Raw genomic sequence first — 16,304 nt, 5'->3', positions numbered from 1 at the left:
GTAAATAGTTTTTTAGCTTAAAAAATTATTTATCAATCAATTAAAATACCAGTTAAGTTCTCTTATTTAAAAGTAGATTGTTCTAGTTTTTAAGGGGGTGTGACTGATTAAAATGCATAAAAAAGCTCAAAAAAATACTAAAGGCTAGCACCACGATTTCTTTTTTTGAGCTGTAATTAATGTAGAAACCCCCTATTTTCGGGTAAGTTTTATGTAGGTAAATATATAATTTGAGTGCATAAGACCCAAATAAATAGCGCATAAAACAAGCATAAGCAATTTCTACATCCTGTTAAAATTGTTTACAACTTTTAAAAGAGCTCCAAGAGCAGCTATACCAAAGTCAAGTCTAGCGAGGTTTTCACCAAAAAAACAAAAACTAGATTTTTATAGTAGATCTTCTAAATTGTGAATAATTTATTAAGTGATAAACTGCGCTTATCTTTAATACATTGTGAACTATTGATTACGAAATATTTAAGACCAACTGATATAAATCTTCTATGGGAATTTCCATTTTATTGCATAAGCGTTGTTTTCGTTTACGGCAGGCTTCTATTGTAATATGAAATAAAGCAGCTATTTCTTCAAGACTAAGCCCCATGTATACATAACATAGAAAACGAATATCTTTTGTACTTAAATTTGCATATCGATCTTGAACAGCTTTCATAAAACCGGGGTTTACCTCTTCAAAATGACGCGTAAACTCATACCAACGCGTATCTGTTTTTAAATGATTCTTCAACGAACGAATGTGTTGATTAATCTCCCGATGTTCATTTTGGGATCCTTTTGTTAAATTACTAATCACCTCTTCAATTAAACGATTGCGAGCGGAAAGTGCAATCGCCTTCGCCGACAATTTTTCGTTTTTTTGATTTACTTTTTGTTTAAGCTTTTCTAATGTTAAACTGGAATGATTCGCCAAAGCGTTTAACTCTTCTTCCAATAACAATTGTTCATCTTTTTCTTTTTTTAATTCTAATTTGGAAAGTTCTTGTTTAGTCAATGCCAAAGCGTGAGCTTGTCTATTTTTAATCCATTTTTGTTGACTGCTTTTATATATAAAAAAAGCAAGAATAAGAATAAAAAGCCCAATAACCCCAAATAATAAACGAACTTGAAATTGTTGTTCTTTCTGAAAAGAGATTTTATTTTTGATCTCTTGCATATCCATTTTTACTCGATTAGTTTCGAACAATTGCATATTTGCATGTTTTGTGATTTGATCTTTAATAGCTATGGCAGAGTCTTTATAAGCAATCGCTTTTTTTAATTCTTTTTTTTCACGACTGACCTTAGCTAACAAATCAAAAAACACCTGTTTCTTTTCTTTCTGCTTAGTTGCTACTAATCCTTGATGCGCATAAAATTCCGATTGATCATAATTTTGCTGTTGAAAATATATGTTGGTTAATAATTCGCTAATGCATACAAAGCAATCTGGATCGGGAGCCCCTGCTTGCGGTCGTAATAAAGGTTCTAGCAATTCTTGAGCCTTTTTAAGGCTATCATTTAAAAAATAGTTCTCTGCCAAGTTAATCGTCCAAGCTTGTGCTAATCTTTTGGATTTATCGAGTTCTCTTATTTCTTCTAAGTACTGACGAGCCCTATGTAATTCTTTTTTTTTATGGTATGCCGCAGCCAAATTGATCCCTAAAAGCGTTCGCGCGTAAGCATCATTAACTTTAAGCTGATAGCCTTTTTGATAATAGGCGATCGCTTTTTCAATATTCTCTTTTTTATTATAAAGCAAGCCAATATTATTAAGCATCACCCCTTGTTTAGGTTTTAAAAATGAATAAGTTTCTGCAATCTTTAAGGCTTGTTGGTAATAGCTTAAAGCTTCTCCATAATTTGAAATATCGCTATATATATTCCCGATATTATTTTTGACGATACATTGTTTTTCTCGCCATTGGTTTTCATCAGCAATCCATTCTGCTTCTGTATAATAAGCGATAGCGGAGGTATAATTATGTTCTTGAGCACAAATCGCTCCTTGATCAATAAGCTGTTGATAATTTTCTATACTTGAAGACTCTTGGGTAAACAAATTAAAAATTGACAAAAAATAGACACAGAGAAATTTCATAAAGTGAACGTTTTGAGCATAAACTCTAAAATAGATATCCTTAATCTAATTAGCTAAATTTAGCTCGGAATAAGCGTGACATTTCCCCCTAATAAATGTGACCTCTGATATTAACTTAGGCTGATTACATATTCATACAAGGTAATTTCCTCTTTGTCAACTTTCATCTTCTTTAACAAACGTTGTTTTCTTTTTCTACACGCCTCGGGAGTAATGTTAAAAATAGCACAGATTTCTTTTGTATTTAAATTCATGTAGACATAACAGATAAAACGGATATCTTTATTGGTTAATTTAGGGTGCTTTCTTTTTAATGTTTTTACAAAACCCGGATTAACTTTTTCAAAATGCCGGATAAATTCATCCCATTCTTCATCGATTTTTAAATGTTCTTTTAAGCGTTTAATTTGATCGGAAACAGCTGTATTTTTTGAAACCTCCGGAATATTAATAAGTGATTTTATAACATCCTCAATTAATTCGTTCCGTCCGGATAAATACAAGGCTTTAGCGGAAAGCTTTCTGTTTTTTTCCGCGATCTTATTTTTTAACCGTTCTTGCTTTAATTTTGACTTATTTTGTAGAGCAACAAGTTGCTTTTCCAACAAAAGATGTTCATTTTTTTCTTTATCCAATTCAAGGTTAATAATTTTTTGTTTATTTTCAATAATTTCCCGTGCTTGCTTTTGTTTGGCAATTCTATTTTTTTGCCATCGATATAAAAAGAAAAACAATATTAAACCGGCAATAATAATGGTAATAAACAAACGGCGTTCTCCTGCCTGAGCTTGCTTGCTAACTTTTAAATCATTTTGATATTCTTGAATTTCAAATTTAATTTTGTTTACTTCAAATAAGCGAGCATTCATCAATTTACTTAAAGAATCTTTTGTATTTATTACAGAGTCCTTATAGGCTAAGGAAATATTGTAATCTCTCTTTTTTGCATATAATCGAGATAGCTTTTGATAGGTCTCAATCTTATTATCAAGTTCTGCATTTGCTTCTAATTGTAATTTGGCATAATAAATAGCTTGTTCAATATCACCTTGAGCGGTATATATATCTGCTAAAAGCTCTACGATACATCCATAACATTCATTCCCGCCATTCTTGTCGGTATGTACAAAAATGGCTTCTGCCAAGGTTTTAGCCTTTTGAATTTTGCCTTCAATCAGATAACTTTCCGCATAGGTAATTTCCCACGTTTGATTAATACGCTCCTGATCACATTTTTCTTTTACTTCTTTTAGAATAGCTCTTGCTGCTTTAATATTTTGTTCTTCTAAATATAAATCGGCGATATTAGTACCAATTGCTTTTTGAAAGGAATAAACCTGAGACGCTTGTGCAGCATCGTACGCTCGTTTATAAAACTCAAGTGCCTGTACATGATCACCATTTTTATTATGCAATAAACCAATATTACTCAATACCACAGCAGTATTTTTGGCTATTTCTTCATTATCTGATGCTGTAATTATTTCCAAAGCTTCCCGGTACTTTGTTAATGCTTCTCCGTAGTTGGATAAACTGGCGTAAATTAATCCAATCCCGTTTTTAAGATACCATAATTTATCAGGTAAATTTTCTTCTTCTGCAATAAGCGCTGCTTGTGTATAGATTTCTAAGGCTTGGGCATAATCTTGATCTGCCTTTGCTTGCATGCCTTTTTTAATAAGTGCCATACACTTTTTATCGGCTGTTAACTCTTCCTTTTCTTGTGCCACCACAGAAAGAGAACAAGCTATTAAAAAAAAGAATAATAAACATCTATAAATGTGAAGCATAAAAACACCTTGTGTGAAATTCAATAAGCTAAAAGTAACAAAAATACTTGTATAAATAAATTGTAGTACTAGATTTAAAAAGGTTCAAGTACTATTTATACATTTAATCATACATAGGACCATCCACTTTTTATACTTAAAAAAATTTGATTATCCGTAATTTGTAATAATTGTTATTATCGTCATTCCGGACTTAATCCGGAATCTCATATTACATTGAAAAACAAAATCTTGAGATGAGACCTTAAAATCGAAGATTCAACGGAGTTAATCAAGTTCAGGGTGACGAGACTTCATTATGATTCATTACGCATATTCAATAAAAAAATTTATAAATAATTATAGTATTGTAAAAAATATGCTTATGTTTGTCTCACTATGACACAAAAAAATTTACATCATCATTTTCATACTTGCACTCAAGCGAGGTGAAGATGTTATGACGTAACTTAATATCAGATACAAACCCGTTTGAGTAATTCAAACGGGTTTTTTGTTGCCCCCTTTTGGATTGCTCAAACATTTAATCAACGATTAATGAAACGATTAAAAATTGCAATTCAAAAATCAGGAAGGTTGCATGAAGCTTCCTTACAAATGCTTGCTAAAGCAGGAATCAGAGTAGACAACGGAAATGATCGCCTAAAAGTTGCCGTTAAAAATTTTCCTATTGAAATTCTTTATTTACGCAATGGCGATATTCCGCATTATTTAGCAGACGGAACTATTGATGCAGCCATTATCGGTGAAAATGTCCTCATTGAACAAGATCTACAACAAAGTATTGTTCAACGTTTAAATTTCTCTAAATGTAGATTATCGATAGCGATCCCTAACGAGCTAACATATAATGGAATCAAAAGCCTTGAAGGGAAAAAAATCGCGACCTCCTATCCAAAAACGGTTCACAATTTTTTAACTCAAAAAAACATCAAAGCTGAATTGCACCAACTCAATGGCTCGGTAGAGATTGCTCCCAACATGGGTATGGCAGATGCAATTGTAGATATTGTATCGACAGGAAATACTTTATTTAAAAATAATTTAAAAGAAGTAGAGCAAGTTTTAACCAGTGAAGCTGTATTAAGTATTTCGCCAAAACTATCTCCAAAACTTCAAGATATAGTAGAAAAACTTCTTTTTAGATTACGAGCAGTCTTACAAGCTAAAAATACAAAATACATTCTGTTAAATGCTCCCAATGATAAAGTTCCGCTTATTATAAATGACTTACCCGGAATGAAAAGTCCTACTGTATTACCACTTGCTGAAAAAGGATGGAGCTCCATTCATTCGGTCATTCACGAAGAAACTTTTTGGGAGGTAATCGATCAACTTAAAAAGAAAGGTGCAGAAGGAATTCTAATTTGTCCTATTGAAAAAATGGTTTTATAAACTAAACACGATAACAATGAAAATATTCATAAATCCAAAACCGGAAAAATGGGAAGAGCTTTTAAGACGGCCTTATACCACAACTACTGAGATAGAGAACAATGTACAAATAATTTTTAATGAAGTACAGCACAAAGGGGATATTGCGGTTAAAAAATACACTTCTTTTTTTGATAAAGTAAAATTAGACCGTTTAGACCTTAGCTTACAAGAAGCTGATGAACTTTCTACAAAACTATCGCCTGAGCTCAAAAAAGCTATTCTACAAGCCTATACTAATATTTATAAATTTCATAAAGCACAAGAAGCAAAACCGTTTGAGGTTGAAACACAACCGGGAATTACATGTTGGTTAGAAAAAAAGCCTATCGCAAAAGTAGGTCTTTATATTCCTGGAGGATCAGCACCCTTGTTTTCTACCGTATTAATGTTGGGAGTGCCCGCACAATTAGCAGGTTGTCAAGAAATTGTATTATGTACACCTCCTAACCAAAATAAATCAATACATCCGGCTATACAGTTTGCCGCCAAATTATGCGGTATAACACGAATTGTTAAAGTAGGAGGAATTCAAGCAATTGCAGCCTTAACATTTGGAACAGAAACTATTCCGAAGGTATATAAAATTTTTGGTCCCGGAAATCAATTTGTGACCCAAGCAAAACTAAAAGCATTTCAAAATGGTATTGCAATCGATATGCCTGCAGGTCCATCAGAACTTATGATTGTAGCCGACAACACAGCTAATTCCAGTTTTGTAGCGGCAGATCTATTGTCTCAAGCAGAACATGGTCCTGATAGCCAAACCTTATTGGTAAGTAATTCTAACGATTTTATTCAGGAAGTAAAAAATGAAATTAACCGACAGTTAGCCTCCTTAAACCGAACAAATATTATTAGAAAAGCATTACAGCATACAAAGTTCATTTACCTAGAGAGCCCTCAAGCAAGTTTAAACCTTATTAATGTCTATGCGCCTGAGCACCTCATTATTGCAAGAAAAGATAAGGCGTTTTTCAAAGAGGGAGTACAAAATGCCGGATCGGTTTTCTTAGGAAACTACAGTCCGGAAAGTGTAGGTGATTACGCTACCGGAACTAATCATACCTTACCAACCAATGGTTTTGCGAAACAATATAGCGGAGTTTGTTTAGATAGTTTTTTAAAAAGTACAAGCTTTCAAGAACTCAGTTCTGAAGGACTTCAAAACATTGGTAATACAGTAGAGCTAATGGCGCAAGCAGAAGGACTTGAAGCACATAAAAATGCTGTAAGTATCCGTCTTAACAAATTAAAATCCTAAATATATGTCTTCTATCAATCTTCAACAATTAGTTCGGAAAAATATTCAGGAACTGACTCCTTATTCAGCTGCTAGAAATGAATATCAATCAACCTCCAACAGTACGCTTTTTTTGGATGCCAATGAAAATCCCTTTGAAACTGCTTTTAATCGATATCCGGACCCTAATCAAACTAAGCTAAAAAATAAACTTTCCCGTCTAAAAGGAGTCTGTACCGATCAAATTCTCTTAGGAAATGGCAGTGATGAATTATTGGATCTAATCATTAGAGCTTTTTGTGAACCCCAGCAAGATAACCTCATCATTACACCTCCTACCTATGGAATGTATGAAGTTTTAGCACGAATCAATAACGTTTTTGTAAAAGAAGTACCCCTAAACTCATCTTTTAAGTTAAAAACAGAAAAAATAATACAAGCTGCAACTCATCAAACAAAATTAACCATTTTATGTTCCCCTAATAATCCTACAGGAAATACCCTAGCTAAAGATGATATTGAAATACTCTTACAACAACAAAAGGGATTACTCATCATCGATGAGGCCTATATCGATTTTTCTGATAAAGAAAGTTGGTTAACAAAATTAAATGATTTTCCTAACTTAATTATCATTCAAACCTTATCAAAAGCTTATGGTATGGCCGGAATCAGGTTAGGGATTGCGTACGCTTCACCACAAATTATTGCAGTCTTACAAAAAATTAAGCCTCCATACAATGTAAATAGCTTAACTCAAAAAAAAGCCCAGAAAAAAATTATAGCACAACATAAATTAAAAAAAGAAATCTATTTACTCACAACTGAAAAGCAACAAATGATTGACCGATTAAAAGCAATCTCATTTGTGGATCATATCTATCCATCAGATACCAATTTTTTACTTGTAAGAGTAGACAATGCTGTCTTGCGATACCAGCAACTTATTAAGTACGGTATTGTAGTTCGCGATCGAAGTAAAGAAAAACATTGTAACAACTGTTTACGAGTAAGTATTGGAACCCCTAAAGAAAATGCATACCTCCTAAGTATTTTAAAAAATTTGCAGGAACAATTATGAAAAAGATATTATTTATAGATCGTGACGGAACCTTGATTAAAGAACCGAAAGATTATCAAGTAGATCATTTTAATAAACTCTCCTTCTATCCTTTTGTGATGACTTATTTGGCAAAAATAGTTTCAGAAATGGATTATGAACTCGTTATGGTTACGAACCAAGATGGTTTAGGTACAACGTCTTTTCCTGAAAATGATTTTTGGCCTATACAGAATTTTATTGTTGAATGCTTTAAAAACGAAGGAATCACGTTTAGGGATATTCTTATTGACAGCTCTTTTCCCAAAGATAATAAAATGACTCGTAAACCCAATACCGGAATGCTTACCGAATATTTAAATAATTCTGAATATGATCTCAAAAATTCCTTTGTTATTGGAGATCGCTTAAGTGATATGGAATTAGCGGGAAACATAGGTGCCAAAGGAATTTTACTAGATGGGCGTTGGACTAAAAATCAATCAAATAAGACTAAGCTTGATCCGAATATTATACTAAAAACCAGCTCTTGGAGAGCGATCTATGAAAAGCTTTGTAAAAAATTTAGAGAGGCCAGTATATCCCGCACTACTCACGAAACTAAAGTTTTAATAACGATAAACTTAGACGGAAAAGGTAAAGCTGACATCCACACGGGGATCTCCTTTTTTGACCATATGTTGGAACAATTAGCGCGCCATGCACAAATTGATTTAAAGATTGACGTTTGTGGTGATTTACATGTCGATGAACACCATACCATTGAAGACACGGCAATAGGATTAGGAGAAGCATTTCAGAAAGCTTTAGGTAACAAAATTGGCTTGGAACGTTATGGATTTATGCTCCCCATGGACGAATGCTTAGCACAAGTAGCCATTGATTTAGGAGGACGAAGTGATTTTGTTTGGAAAGCTGTGTTTAATCGAGAGATGATCGGAGGCATGCCTACAGAGATGTTTTCTCACTTTTTTAAATCATTTGCAGACGCTGCTAAAGCTACTATTCACATTAAAGCAGAAGGTACAAACGAACACCATAAAATTGAAAGCATATTTAAAGCCTTTGCCAGAGCTATAAAAAGTGCCATCCGTCGAGATTCTGAAAACATGATACTTCCTTCTACCAAAGGAATGTTATAACATAAAAACAAATGAACATTGTAATTATAGATTATGGAGCCGGAAATATTAAAAGTATTCAATTTGCTATCAGACGTTTAGGCTATAATGCGATATTAAGCAATAACACAAGCCTTATTCAACAAGCAGATAAAGTGATTTTCCCCGGTGTAGGGCACGCCAATAGTGCCATGAAAAAATTAAAAGACAGTAAACTAGACCAGATCATACCAAACTTAACTCAACCGGTTTTAGGTATCTGTTTAGGTATGCAGCTCATGTGTAAGTATACCGAGGAAGGAGCTGTAGATGGGTTGGGTATATTTCCTATTTCAGTGTACCGATTTCCCCAGAAAAGTAAAATTCCTCATACCGGATGGAATACTATAGAGAAACTTCGGTCACCCTTGTTTAATAGTATTCAAGAAAAAGAATATACATATTTTGTACACAGTTTTTATGCTCCTATTTCTGATTTTACCATAGCACAAACAGAATATATTATTCCTTTTTCAGCCGCCTTACAAAAAGGAAATTTTTTAGCTACTCAATTTCATCCGGAAAAAAGTAGTAGCCCCGGAGAACGCATTCTTAGTAATTTCTTAAACCTTAATAAATAATAGATATGAAAATAATTCCAGCAATTGATATTATAGCGGGCAAATGCATACGGCTTTCCCAAGGAGATTTCTCAAGCATTAAAACATATAACGAAAACCCTGTAGATTTTGCTAAAAAAATAGAAGACTGCGGTTTGACGCATTTGCATTTAGTAGACTTAGACGGAGCAAAAAGCGGTAGTGTAAAAAACATTGCTCTTTTAGAAAAAATAGCTACACAAACCAATCTTTCTATAGAGTTTGGCGGAGGTTTAAGCTCTGATAGCGATCTGGAAAGTGCTATGAATGCAGGAGCAAAACAACTGATAATAGGCAGTATGGCAGTAACTAAACCTAAAAAAGTACAAGATTGGATAACAAAATATGGTTCGGAAAAAATCATTCTAGCTGCTGATACGAAAAATGGAAAAATTGCTACCAGTGGATGGCAAAATCAAGCGGAACAGGAATTGCTGAATTTTATAAAAAGCTATATAAAAAAGGGCATCCATACCATTCTATGCACAGATATTGCTAAGGATGGCATGTTAAAAGGACCTTCTGTTTCTATATACAAAGAAATACTAAATACGTTTAGCAAGCCCGTAAATTTATTAGCTTCCGGTGGAATTTCAACCATCGCAGATCTTAACACATTAAAAAAAATAGGTTGTGCAGGAGCTATCGTAGGGAAGGCAATCTATGAGCAACACATCACTTTAAAAGAATTAAAAGAATTTCAACTACAAAACAATGCTTAGCAAACGTATTATACCTTGTTTAGATATAAAAAACGGAAGGACGGTTAAAGGCGTTCGTTTTCAAGAATTAAGGGATGCAGGAGATCCTATAGAGTTAGCTGAGTTTTATACAAAAAATGGAGCTGATGAATTAGTATTCTTAGATATTAGTGCTAGTGAGGAAAAACGAGCTACACTAGCTTCGCTTGTAGAACAAATAGCAGCCGCTATTAATATTCCATTTACAGTAGGAGGTGGTATTTCTAGTATACAAGATGTACAAAGTTTATTAAAGAACGGCGCTGATAAAGTATCTATTAATTCCGCGGCTATTCAAAACCCTGAACTCATAAAACACTTGGCTGATAAATTTGGTAGTCAATGCATTGTAGTTGCCATTGATGCTAAACAAATTAATGGAGAATGGTGGGTTTATTCATTAGGGGGAAAAATCAAAACGAGCTTAAATTTATATAAATGGGCTCAACAAGTTCAACAACTAGGAGCCGGAGAAATCCTGTTCACCTCCATGAACCATGATGGCACCAAAAATGGGTTTGCAAATGAAGCTCTACAGCAATTATCAAAAAAAGTTAGTATCCCGGTTATTGCCTCAGGAGGGGCCGGTACTCGTGAACATTTTTTAGAGGTATTTCAAAATGGAAAAGCTGACGCAGCTTTAGCTGCTAGTGTTTTCCATTTTAAAGAAATTGATTTACCCAATCTAAAATCATATTTACAAGAAAATAAGATAACAATCAGATAAAAACCATGAACGCTTCCGTTATGAATATAAACTTCAATAAAAATAAAGAATGTTTAATTCCTGCAATTATTCAGGATAAAACTACAAAAAATGTATTAATGCTCGGCTACATGAATAAAGAAGCTTATCAAAAGACGTTAACGACAAAACGTGTATGTTTCTATAGCCGAAGCAAAAAAAGACTATGGACAAAAGGAGAAGATAGTGGTAATTTTCTTATCCTGGATACTATAAAAGTGGATTGCGATAATGATGCTTTATTGCTTACAGTAAATCCAACTGGTCCTGTTTGCCATAAGGGAACCGATACGTGTTGGGGAGAACAAAATAAAGCAAAAGACGATTTCAATTTTATTAACACCATCGAAAAAATTATTTACAATCGTAAAGAAAGCTATGCTGTAAACTCTTATGTAAGTGGATTGTTTCAAAAGGGAATAAATAAAATCGCTCAAAAACTTGGCGAAGAAGCTGTTGAAGTGGTTATTGAAGCAAAAGATGATGATATAGAATTATTTAAAAATGAAGTTGCTGATTTATTTTTTCATTTGATGATTTTATTGGAAGCTAAAGAAGTTAGGTTTCAAGACGTTATAAATGTTTTAAAACAACGACATACACAAAGCTAAATAGATTACATCTATTCAATTACTTTCTTCTAGCTTTTAATCGGATAAGCTAAAAAAGGCTAGCACTTATAAATAAAAGTATTTTATTATTTATAACAACACAACTCCTTGTGCTAGCCCAAATTTTATTTAAAAAACCGCAGAAGCTATTTTTTGAATATTATCACTTTTTCCCATCGAGTAATAATGTAATACTGGAGCTCCGTATTGAATAAGTTCTTTACTCTGTTTTATACACCATTCAACCCCTACTTCACGTATTGCAGCTTTAGACTTACATTTTAAAACCTCTTGGGTTAATTCATCCGGCAAGTCTACATGAAAGCGATGTGGTAGCACCGATAATTGACGCTGAGAGGCAAGTGGTTTAAGCCCAGGAATAATGGGTACATTAATCCCCTCTTCCCTACACTGTTCTACAAATTGAAAATATTTTTGATTATCAAAAAACATTTGAGTCACCACATAAGAAGCTCCTGCTGCTATTTTTTTCTTTAATTGCTGAATATCCTGCATTAAGCTAGGTGCTTCCATGTGCTTTTCGGGATAACCGGCTACTCCAATACAGAAATCAGTTGAACAGTTGTTTTTTAAATCTTCATCAAGATATTCTCCTGCATTCATTCCGACAATTTGATTTACCAATTCTTTGGCGTAATGATGTCCTTCTTTTTCAGGATTAAAATAAATTTCATTTTTCACCGCATCCCCCCTTAAAGCAAGGACATTATCAATTTCAAGAAAATTTAAATCGATTAAAAAATTTTCAGTGTCTTCCTTGGTAAAACCACCACAAAGAATATGCGGGATAGCATCAACGCGATAGCGATTTTGGATTGCCGCACATATTCCAACCGTTCCCGGACGTTTGCGTACAATTTTCTTTTGAAGTAAGCCCCCAGGTTGTTCCTTATAAATATATTCTTCCCGATGATACGTTACATCAATAAAAGGAGGTGCAAAATCCATTAACGGATCAATATGATCAAACGTTGACTGTATACTTTGCCCTTTTAAAGGGGGTAAAATTTCAAAGGAAAACAAGCTAGTATTCTTAGCTTTTTTGATATGCTCTATAACTTTCATAAGCTTTTTTTAATTTTTATGATATTAAAGGACTAAGCCATTTTCTGGCTTCATCGATAGAAATTCTTCTTCGTTTCGCAAAATCGATTACTTGATCTTCTTTTATTTTCCCTAAGCCGAAATACCGAGAATCTTTATTTGCAAAATAATAGCCACTTACAGATGCTGCAGGCCACATAGCAAGACTATCTGTAAGTTCTACTCCAATTTTTTCTTTTACACCGAGTATCTCCCAAATCGTTAATTTTTCTAAGTGATCAGGACAAGCAGGGTATCCCGGAGCCGGACGAATGCCTTTATATTGTTCTTTGATTAATTCATTATTAGTTAAAAATTCATCGCTAGCATAGCCCCAGTCTTTTTTACGAATACGCTCATGCAAATATTCCGCAAAAGCTTCTGCAAACCGATCGGCCAAAGCTTTAACCATAATGCTGTTATAATCATCATGTACTTTTTCGTATTCCTCCGCCAACGCTTGGGTTCCAAAACCGGTACTCACACAAAAGCAGCCTATATAATCCTGTCTTCCTGTTTCTTTTGGAGCAATAAAATCTGCTAAAGCAATATTTGGTTTTCCCGATGCCTTTTTGCTTTGTTGACGTAAAGTCCTAAACACAAATCGATCACCCTGTTCAGAAAATACTTCAATATCATCATCATTAATTGTATTTGCCTTAAACAAGCCAAAAACGGCTTTAGCTTTTAATAACTTTTCGTCAAGAATTTTATTTAAAACAATCTTTGCATCAGCAAAAAGTTCTTTAGCTTGTGCTCCCACAACATCATCTTCTAAAATAGTTGGATATTTTCCATGTAGATCCCAACTTCTAAAAAATGGTGACCAATCTATATAATCTAAAAGTTGATGAAGATCAAAATCTTCAATAACCTGCACTCCTAATGCATTAGGTATAGAAATTTCAGCTTTATCCCAGTCTAATTTCCACCTATTCTCACGTGCTTGATCAATTGTTAGAAACTCACGCTTTTTACCTCGGGTTAAAAAGCGATCTCTAAAGTGTGTATAGTCGATTCTGATTTTCTCCTTATAAGCAGAAGCAGAAGTAGGGTTTAATAAATCACCTACTACCGTAACAGCACGAGATGCATCATTTACGTGAACTACGGTCTCGTGATATTCCGGTGCAATTTTTACTGCTGTATGCGCCTTACTAGTGGTAGCTCCTCCGATAAGTAAGGGGACACTAAAATTTTGCCGTTTCATTTCTTTGGCTAAAAACACCATCTCATCAAGAGAAGGCGTAATAAGTCCGCTCAAACCAATAATATCAACTTCACGTTCTATTGCCGTTGCGATTATTTTTTCAGGAGGCACCATCACTCCCAAATCTATAATCTCATAATTATTACAGGCTAGCACTACACTTACAATATTCTTTCCTATATCATGAACATCTCCTTTTACCGTAGCCATAAGTACAAGGTTGCTTTTAGCTTTTTCAGAAGCAGGAGGAGGGTTTTTCAACTTTTCTTCTTCTATATAAGGGAGTAAATAAGCCACTGCTTTTTTCATTACACGTGCCGATTTCACCACTTGAGGCAAGAACATTTTTCCACTGCCAAATAGATCGCCAACCACATTCATGCCTGTCATTAAAGGTCCTTCAATAACTTCAAGTGGTTTTTCGGCTGAAAGACGAGCCTCTTCTATATCTTCAAGAATATAACCATCTATTCCTTTTACTAAAGCTCGTGTTATTCGATCTTGTAAGGGTTCTTCTCGCCAAGACAAATCTACTTTTCTTTCTTTAGAGGATGTCTTTACATTCTCCGCAAAACTCAATAGGCGTTCGGTTGCATCATCCCTTCTATCCAAAATTACATCCTCTACATGATCCAGTAGTTCCTTAGGAATATCATCGTAGACTTCAAGTAAACTTGGATTAACAATTCCAATATTCATTCCGGCTTTAATCGCATAATATAGAAAAACAGAATGCATCGCTTCTCGAACAGTATTATTCCCTCTAAAACTAAAAGAGACATTACTAACCCCTCCACTAATACTAACATGAGGTAAGTTTTCTTTTACCCAGGTGGTAGCTTGTATAAAATCTAAAGCATTTCGTCGATGTTCTTCCATTCCGGTTGCGACAGGGAAAATATTCAAATCAAAAATGATATCTTCCGGAGGAAAATTGACTTTATTGAGTAGAATATCATAACTACGTTGAGCTATTTCAATTCTACGATCGTAATTATCAGCTTGTCCAACTTCATCAAAAGCCATGACAATTACTGCGGCTCCATAACGCTTTATTTTCTTTGCGTGCCTTATAAATTTTTCCTCTCCATCTTTTAAACTGATCGAATTTACCACAGATTTACCTTGAACAACCTGTAAGCCTGCTTCTATAATCTCCCATTTAGAACTATCTATCATAATAGGCACTCGAGCAATATCAGGCTCTGCAGCTATAAGATTTAAAAAAGTCACCATTGCCTTTTTTCCATCAATAAGACCATCATCCATATTGATATCAATCACTTGTGCTCCTCCTTCAACCTGATCTCGAGCAATACTTAGCGCTTCATCAAATTTCTCTTCATTAATTAATCGCAAAAACTTTCGAGAACCCGCTACATTTGTTCGTTCACCTACATTAATAAAATTACTTTCAGGAGTAATAACTAAAGGCTCTAAACCACTAATTTTTAAAACTTTACTTTCATTCATAATAATATATTATACGCTTGTTCCTTTTGCTAAAGGAGTGGAATACTTTCTAGGTTCATATTTTTCTACAAGTGTGGCTATAGCTTTAATATGTTCAGGCGTAGTACCACAACAACCTCCTATAATATTGATTAGACTTTTATCTAAATAAGTTTTAATTTGTGTTGCCATTTTTTCAGGACTTTCATCATATTCTCCAAACGCATTGGGTAAGCCTGCGTTTGGATATGCAGAAATCGCAAATTCAGATTTTGCTGATATGGCTTCCAAATGGGGTGTCAACTGATCCGCGCCTAAAGCACAATTAAAACCAACTGAGAGCAATGGAATATGAGAAATCGATATTAAAAAAGCTTCGGCAGTTTGCCCGGAAAGTGTTCGACCGGATGCATCTGTAATTGTTCCGCTTACCATTACGGGAACAGTTATATTACGTTCTTCTCTAATTTCATCAATAGCGAATAATGCAGCTTTAGCATTAAGCGTATCAAAAATTGTTTCTACCAATAATATATCAACCCCGCCATCTAACAATGCTTCGGCTTGTTGTTTATATGCTATACGTAACTCTTCGAAATTAATAGCGCGGTAACCAGGATCATTAACATCGGGAGACATGCTCGCGGTTTTATTAGTAGGCCCCATAGCCCCCGCAACAAAACGTGGTTTATTGGGGTTCTCCTTTGTAAATTCAAGCGCTACTTTTTTTGCAATCTTAGCTGATGCATAATTTAATTCATAAACCAATTCTTCCATAGCATAATCAGCCATAGCTATCGTAGTGCTGCTAAAGGTATTGGTCTCTACAATATCAGCTCCTGCTTCAAAATATTTTGCATGAATCGCGGAAATGGCTTGGGGTTGCGTTAGGCTTAACACATCATTATTACCTTGTAAAGCTGTTTCCCAATTCTTAAAACGTTCACCTCTAAAGTTTTCTTCTGTAAACTTATAGTCCTGAAGCATCGTTCCCATTGCTCCATCTAGTACCAAAATACGTTTTGATAATTCCTTGTGAATAGTCTGCATTTTTTAAT

The 16,304-nt window shown here is 34.2% G+C and carries 13 protein-coding genes; 8 read left to right on the top strand and 5 right to left on the bottom strand.

Translation table 11 applies throughout. From position 1 onward, the window contains the following. Nucleotides 1–466: 466 nt before the first annotated feature. Both D9R05_RS09690 and D9R05_RS09685 read right to left on the bottom strand, forming a co-directional pair. Nucleotides 467–2,098, bottom strand: a complete 1,632-nt coding sequence (locus D9R05_RS09690; RefSeq protein ID WP_121667028.1) for a tetratricopeptide repeat protein — start codon at nucleotides 2,096–2,098, stop codon at nucleotides 467–469. 110 nt (nucleotides 2,099–2,208) lie between these two features. Further along, nucleotides 2,209–3,888 carry a tetratricopeptide repeat protein gene (locus D9R05_RS09685; protein WP_121667027.1) on the bottom strand — a complete coding sequence of 560 codons (1,680 nt, stop codon included), beginning with the start codon at nucleotides 3,886–3,888 and terminating at the stop codon, nucleotides 2,209–2,211. A gap of 537 nt (nucleotides 3,889–4,425) precedes the next feature. Between D9R05_RS09685 and hisG the strand changes: the two genes are divergently transcribed. Genes hisG through hisIE form a run of 8 tightly spaced genes read left to right on the top strand, consistent with a single transcriptional unit; the run spans nucleotide 4,426 to nucleotide 11,480 of the window. Then, nucleotides 4,426–5,283: an ATP phosphoribosyltransferase gene (gene hisG / locus D9R05_RS09680; RefSeq protein WP_121667046.1), complete on the top strand. Its 858-nt coding sequence runs from the start codon at nucleotides 4,426–4,428 to the stop codon at nucleotides 5,281–5,283. A gap of 16 nt (nucleotides 5,284–5,299) precedes the next feature. Further along, nucleotides 5,300–6,586 carry a histidinol dehydrogenase gene (gene hisD / locus D9R05_RS09675; protein WP_121667045.1) on the top strand — a complete coding sequence of 429 codons (1,287 nt, stop codon included), beginning with the start codon at nucleotides 5,300–5,302 and terminating at the stop codon, nucleotides 6,584–6,586. A 4-nt stretch (nucleotides 6,587–6,590) separates the two neighbouring features. Beyond that, nucleotides 6,591–7,646 (top strand): histidinol-phosphate transaminase, encoded by a 1,056-nt coding sequence (gene hisC, locus D9R05_RS09670; protein ID WP_121667026.1) that lies wholly within the window; start codon nucleotides 6,591–6,593, stop codon nucleotides 7,644–7,646. Then, nucleotides 7,643–8,767 (top strand): bifunctional histidinol-phosphatase/imidazoleglycerol-phosphate dehydratase HisB, encoded by a 1,125-nt coding sequence (gene hisB, locus D9R05_RS09665; RefSeq protein ID WP_121667025.1) that lies wholly within the window; start codon nucleotides 7,643–7,645, stop codon nucleotides 8,765–8,767. The genes hisC and hisB overlap by 4 nt, the downstream gene beginning before the upstream one ends. An 11-nt stretch (nucleotides 8,768–8,778) precedes the next feature. Beyond that, nucleotides 8,779–9,366 (top strand): imidazole glycerol phosphate synthase subunit HisH, encoded by a 588-nt coding sequence (hisH, locus tag D9R05_RS09660; protein ID WP_121667024.1) that lies wholly within the window; start codon nucleotides 8,779–8,781, stop codon nucleotides 9,364–9,366. 5 nt (nucleotides 9,367–9,371) lie between these two features. Beyond that, nucleotides 9,372–10,106, top strand: coding sequence for a 1-(5-phosphoribosyl)-5-[(5-phosphoribosylamino)methylideneamino]imidazole-4-carboxamide isomerase (gene hisA, locus D9R05_RS09655; protein ID WP_121667023.1), 735 nt, complete (start codon nucleotides 9,372–9,374; stop codon nucleotides 10,104–10,106). After that, nucleotides 10,099–10,851, top strand: a complete 753-nt coding sequence (gene hisF / locus D9R05_RS09650; protein ID WP_121667022.1) for an imidazole glycerol phosphate synthase subunit HisF — start codon at nucleotides 10,099–10,101, stop codon at nucleotides 10,849–10,851. The genes hisA and hisF overlap by 8 nt, the downstream gene beginning before the upstream one ends. A 5-nt stretch (nucleotides 10,852–10,856) precedes the next feature. Continuing rightward, complete coding sequence (gene hisIE, locus D9R05_RS09645) at nucleotides 10,857–11,480, top strand: bifunctional phosphoribosyl-AMP cyclohydrolase/phosphoribosyl-ATP diphosphatase HisIE (RefSeq protein ID WP_262696571.1); 624 nt, start codon at nucleotides 10,857–10,859, stop codon at nucleotides 11,478–11,480. Nucleotides 11,481–11,609: 129 nt separating this feature from the next. Here the strand turns inward: hisIE and metF are convergent, their stop codons facing one another. From metF to D9R05_RS09630, 3 genes are read right to left on the bottom strand one after another with little or no spacing between them, the layout of a single operon-like run. Further along, nucleotides 11,610–12,566, bottom strand: a complete 957-nt coding sequence (gene metF / locus D9R05_RS09640; RefSeq protein ID WP_121667021.1) for a methylenetetrahydrofolate reductase [NAD(P)H] — start codon at nucleotides 12,564–12,566, stop codon at nucleotides 11,610–11,612. A gap of 16 nt (nucleotides 12,567–12,582) precedes the next feature. Then, nucleotides 12,583–15,267: a methionine synthase gene (gene metH / locus D9R05_RS09635; RefSeq protein ID WP_121667020.1), complete on the bottom strand. Its 2,685-nt coding sequence runs from the start codon at nucleotides 15,265–15,267 to the stop codon at nucleotides 12,583–12,585. 9 nt (nucleotides 15,268–15,276) lie between these two features. Further along, a complete protein-coding gene (locus D9R05_RS09630) occupies nucleotides 15,277–16,296 on the bottom strand; it encodes a homocysteine S-methyltransferase family protein (RefSeq protein ID WP_121667019.1) in 1,020 nt (339 codons plus the stop codon). Nucleotides 16,297–16,304 lie beyond the last annotated feature (8 nt).

Origin of the sequence: Mesonia aquimarina, assembly GCF_003667275.1 — a bacterium.
In the GTDB taxonomy this organism is placed as follows: Bacteria; Bacteroidota; Bacteroidia; order Flavobacteriales; family Flavobacteriaceae; genus Mesonia; species Mesonia aquimarina.
This window is presented reverse-complemented; position numbering and strand designations above follow the sequence as displayed.

What these genes read in the sequence shown, in the direction of transcription:
- D9R05_RS09690 (WP_121667028.1), bottom strand. Translation starts at nt 2,098, where the DNA reads ATGAAATTTCTCTGTGTCTATTTTTTGTCAATTTTTAATTTGTTTACC.
- D9R05_RS09685 (WP_121667027.1), bottom strand. Translation starts at nt 3,888, where the DNA reads ATGCTTCACATTTATAGATGTTTATTATTCTTTTTTTTAATAGCTTGT.
- hisG (WP_121667046.1), top strand. Translation starts at nt 4,426, where the DNA reads ATGAAACGATTAAAAATTGCAATTCAAAAATCAGGAAGGTTGCATGAA.
- hisD (WP_121667045.1), top strand. Translation starts at nt 5,300, where the DNA reads ATGAAAATATTCATAAATCCAAAACCGGAAAAATGGGAAGAGCTTTTA.
- hisC (WP_121667026.1), top strand. Translation starts at nt 6,591, where the DNA reads ATGTCTTCTATCAATCTTCAACAATTAGTTCGGAAAAATATTCAGGAA.
- hisB (WP_121667025.1), top strand. Translation starts at nt 7,643, where the DNA reads ATGAAAAAGATATTATTTATAGATCGTGACGGAACCTTGATTAAAGAA.
- hisH (WP_121667024.1), top strand. Translation starts at nt 8,779, where the DNA reads ATGAACATTGTAATTATAGATTATGGAGCCGGAAATATTAAAAGTATT.
- hisA (WP_121667023.1), top strand. Translation starts at nt 9,372, where the DNA reads ATGAAAATAATTCCAGCAATTGATATTATAGCGGGCAAATGCATACGG.
- hisF (WP_121667022.1), top strand. Translation starts at nt 10,099, where the DNA reads ATGCTTAGCAAACGTATTATACCTTGTTTAGATATAAAAAACGGAAGG.
- hisIE (WP_262696571.1), top strand. Translation starts at nt 10,857, where the DNA reads ATGAACGCTTCCGTTATGAATATAAACTTCAATAAAAATAAAGAATGT.
- metF (WP_121667021.1), bottom strand. Translation starts at nt 12,566, where the DNA reads ATGAAAGTTATAGAGCATATCAAAAAAGCTAAGAATACTAGCTTGTTT.
- metH (WP_121667020.1), bottom strand. Translation starts at nt 15,267, where the DNA reads ATGAATGAAAGTAAAGTTTTAAAAATTAGTGGTTTAGAGCCTTTAGTT.
- D9R05_RS09630 (WP_121667019.1), bottom strand. Translation starts at nt 16,296, where the DNA reads ATGCAGACTATTCACAAGGAATTATCAAAACGTATTTTGGTACTAGAT.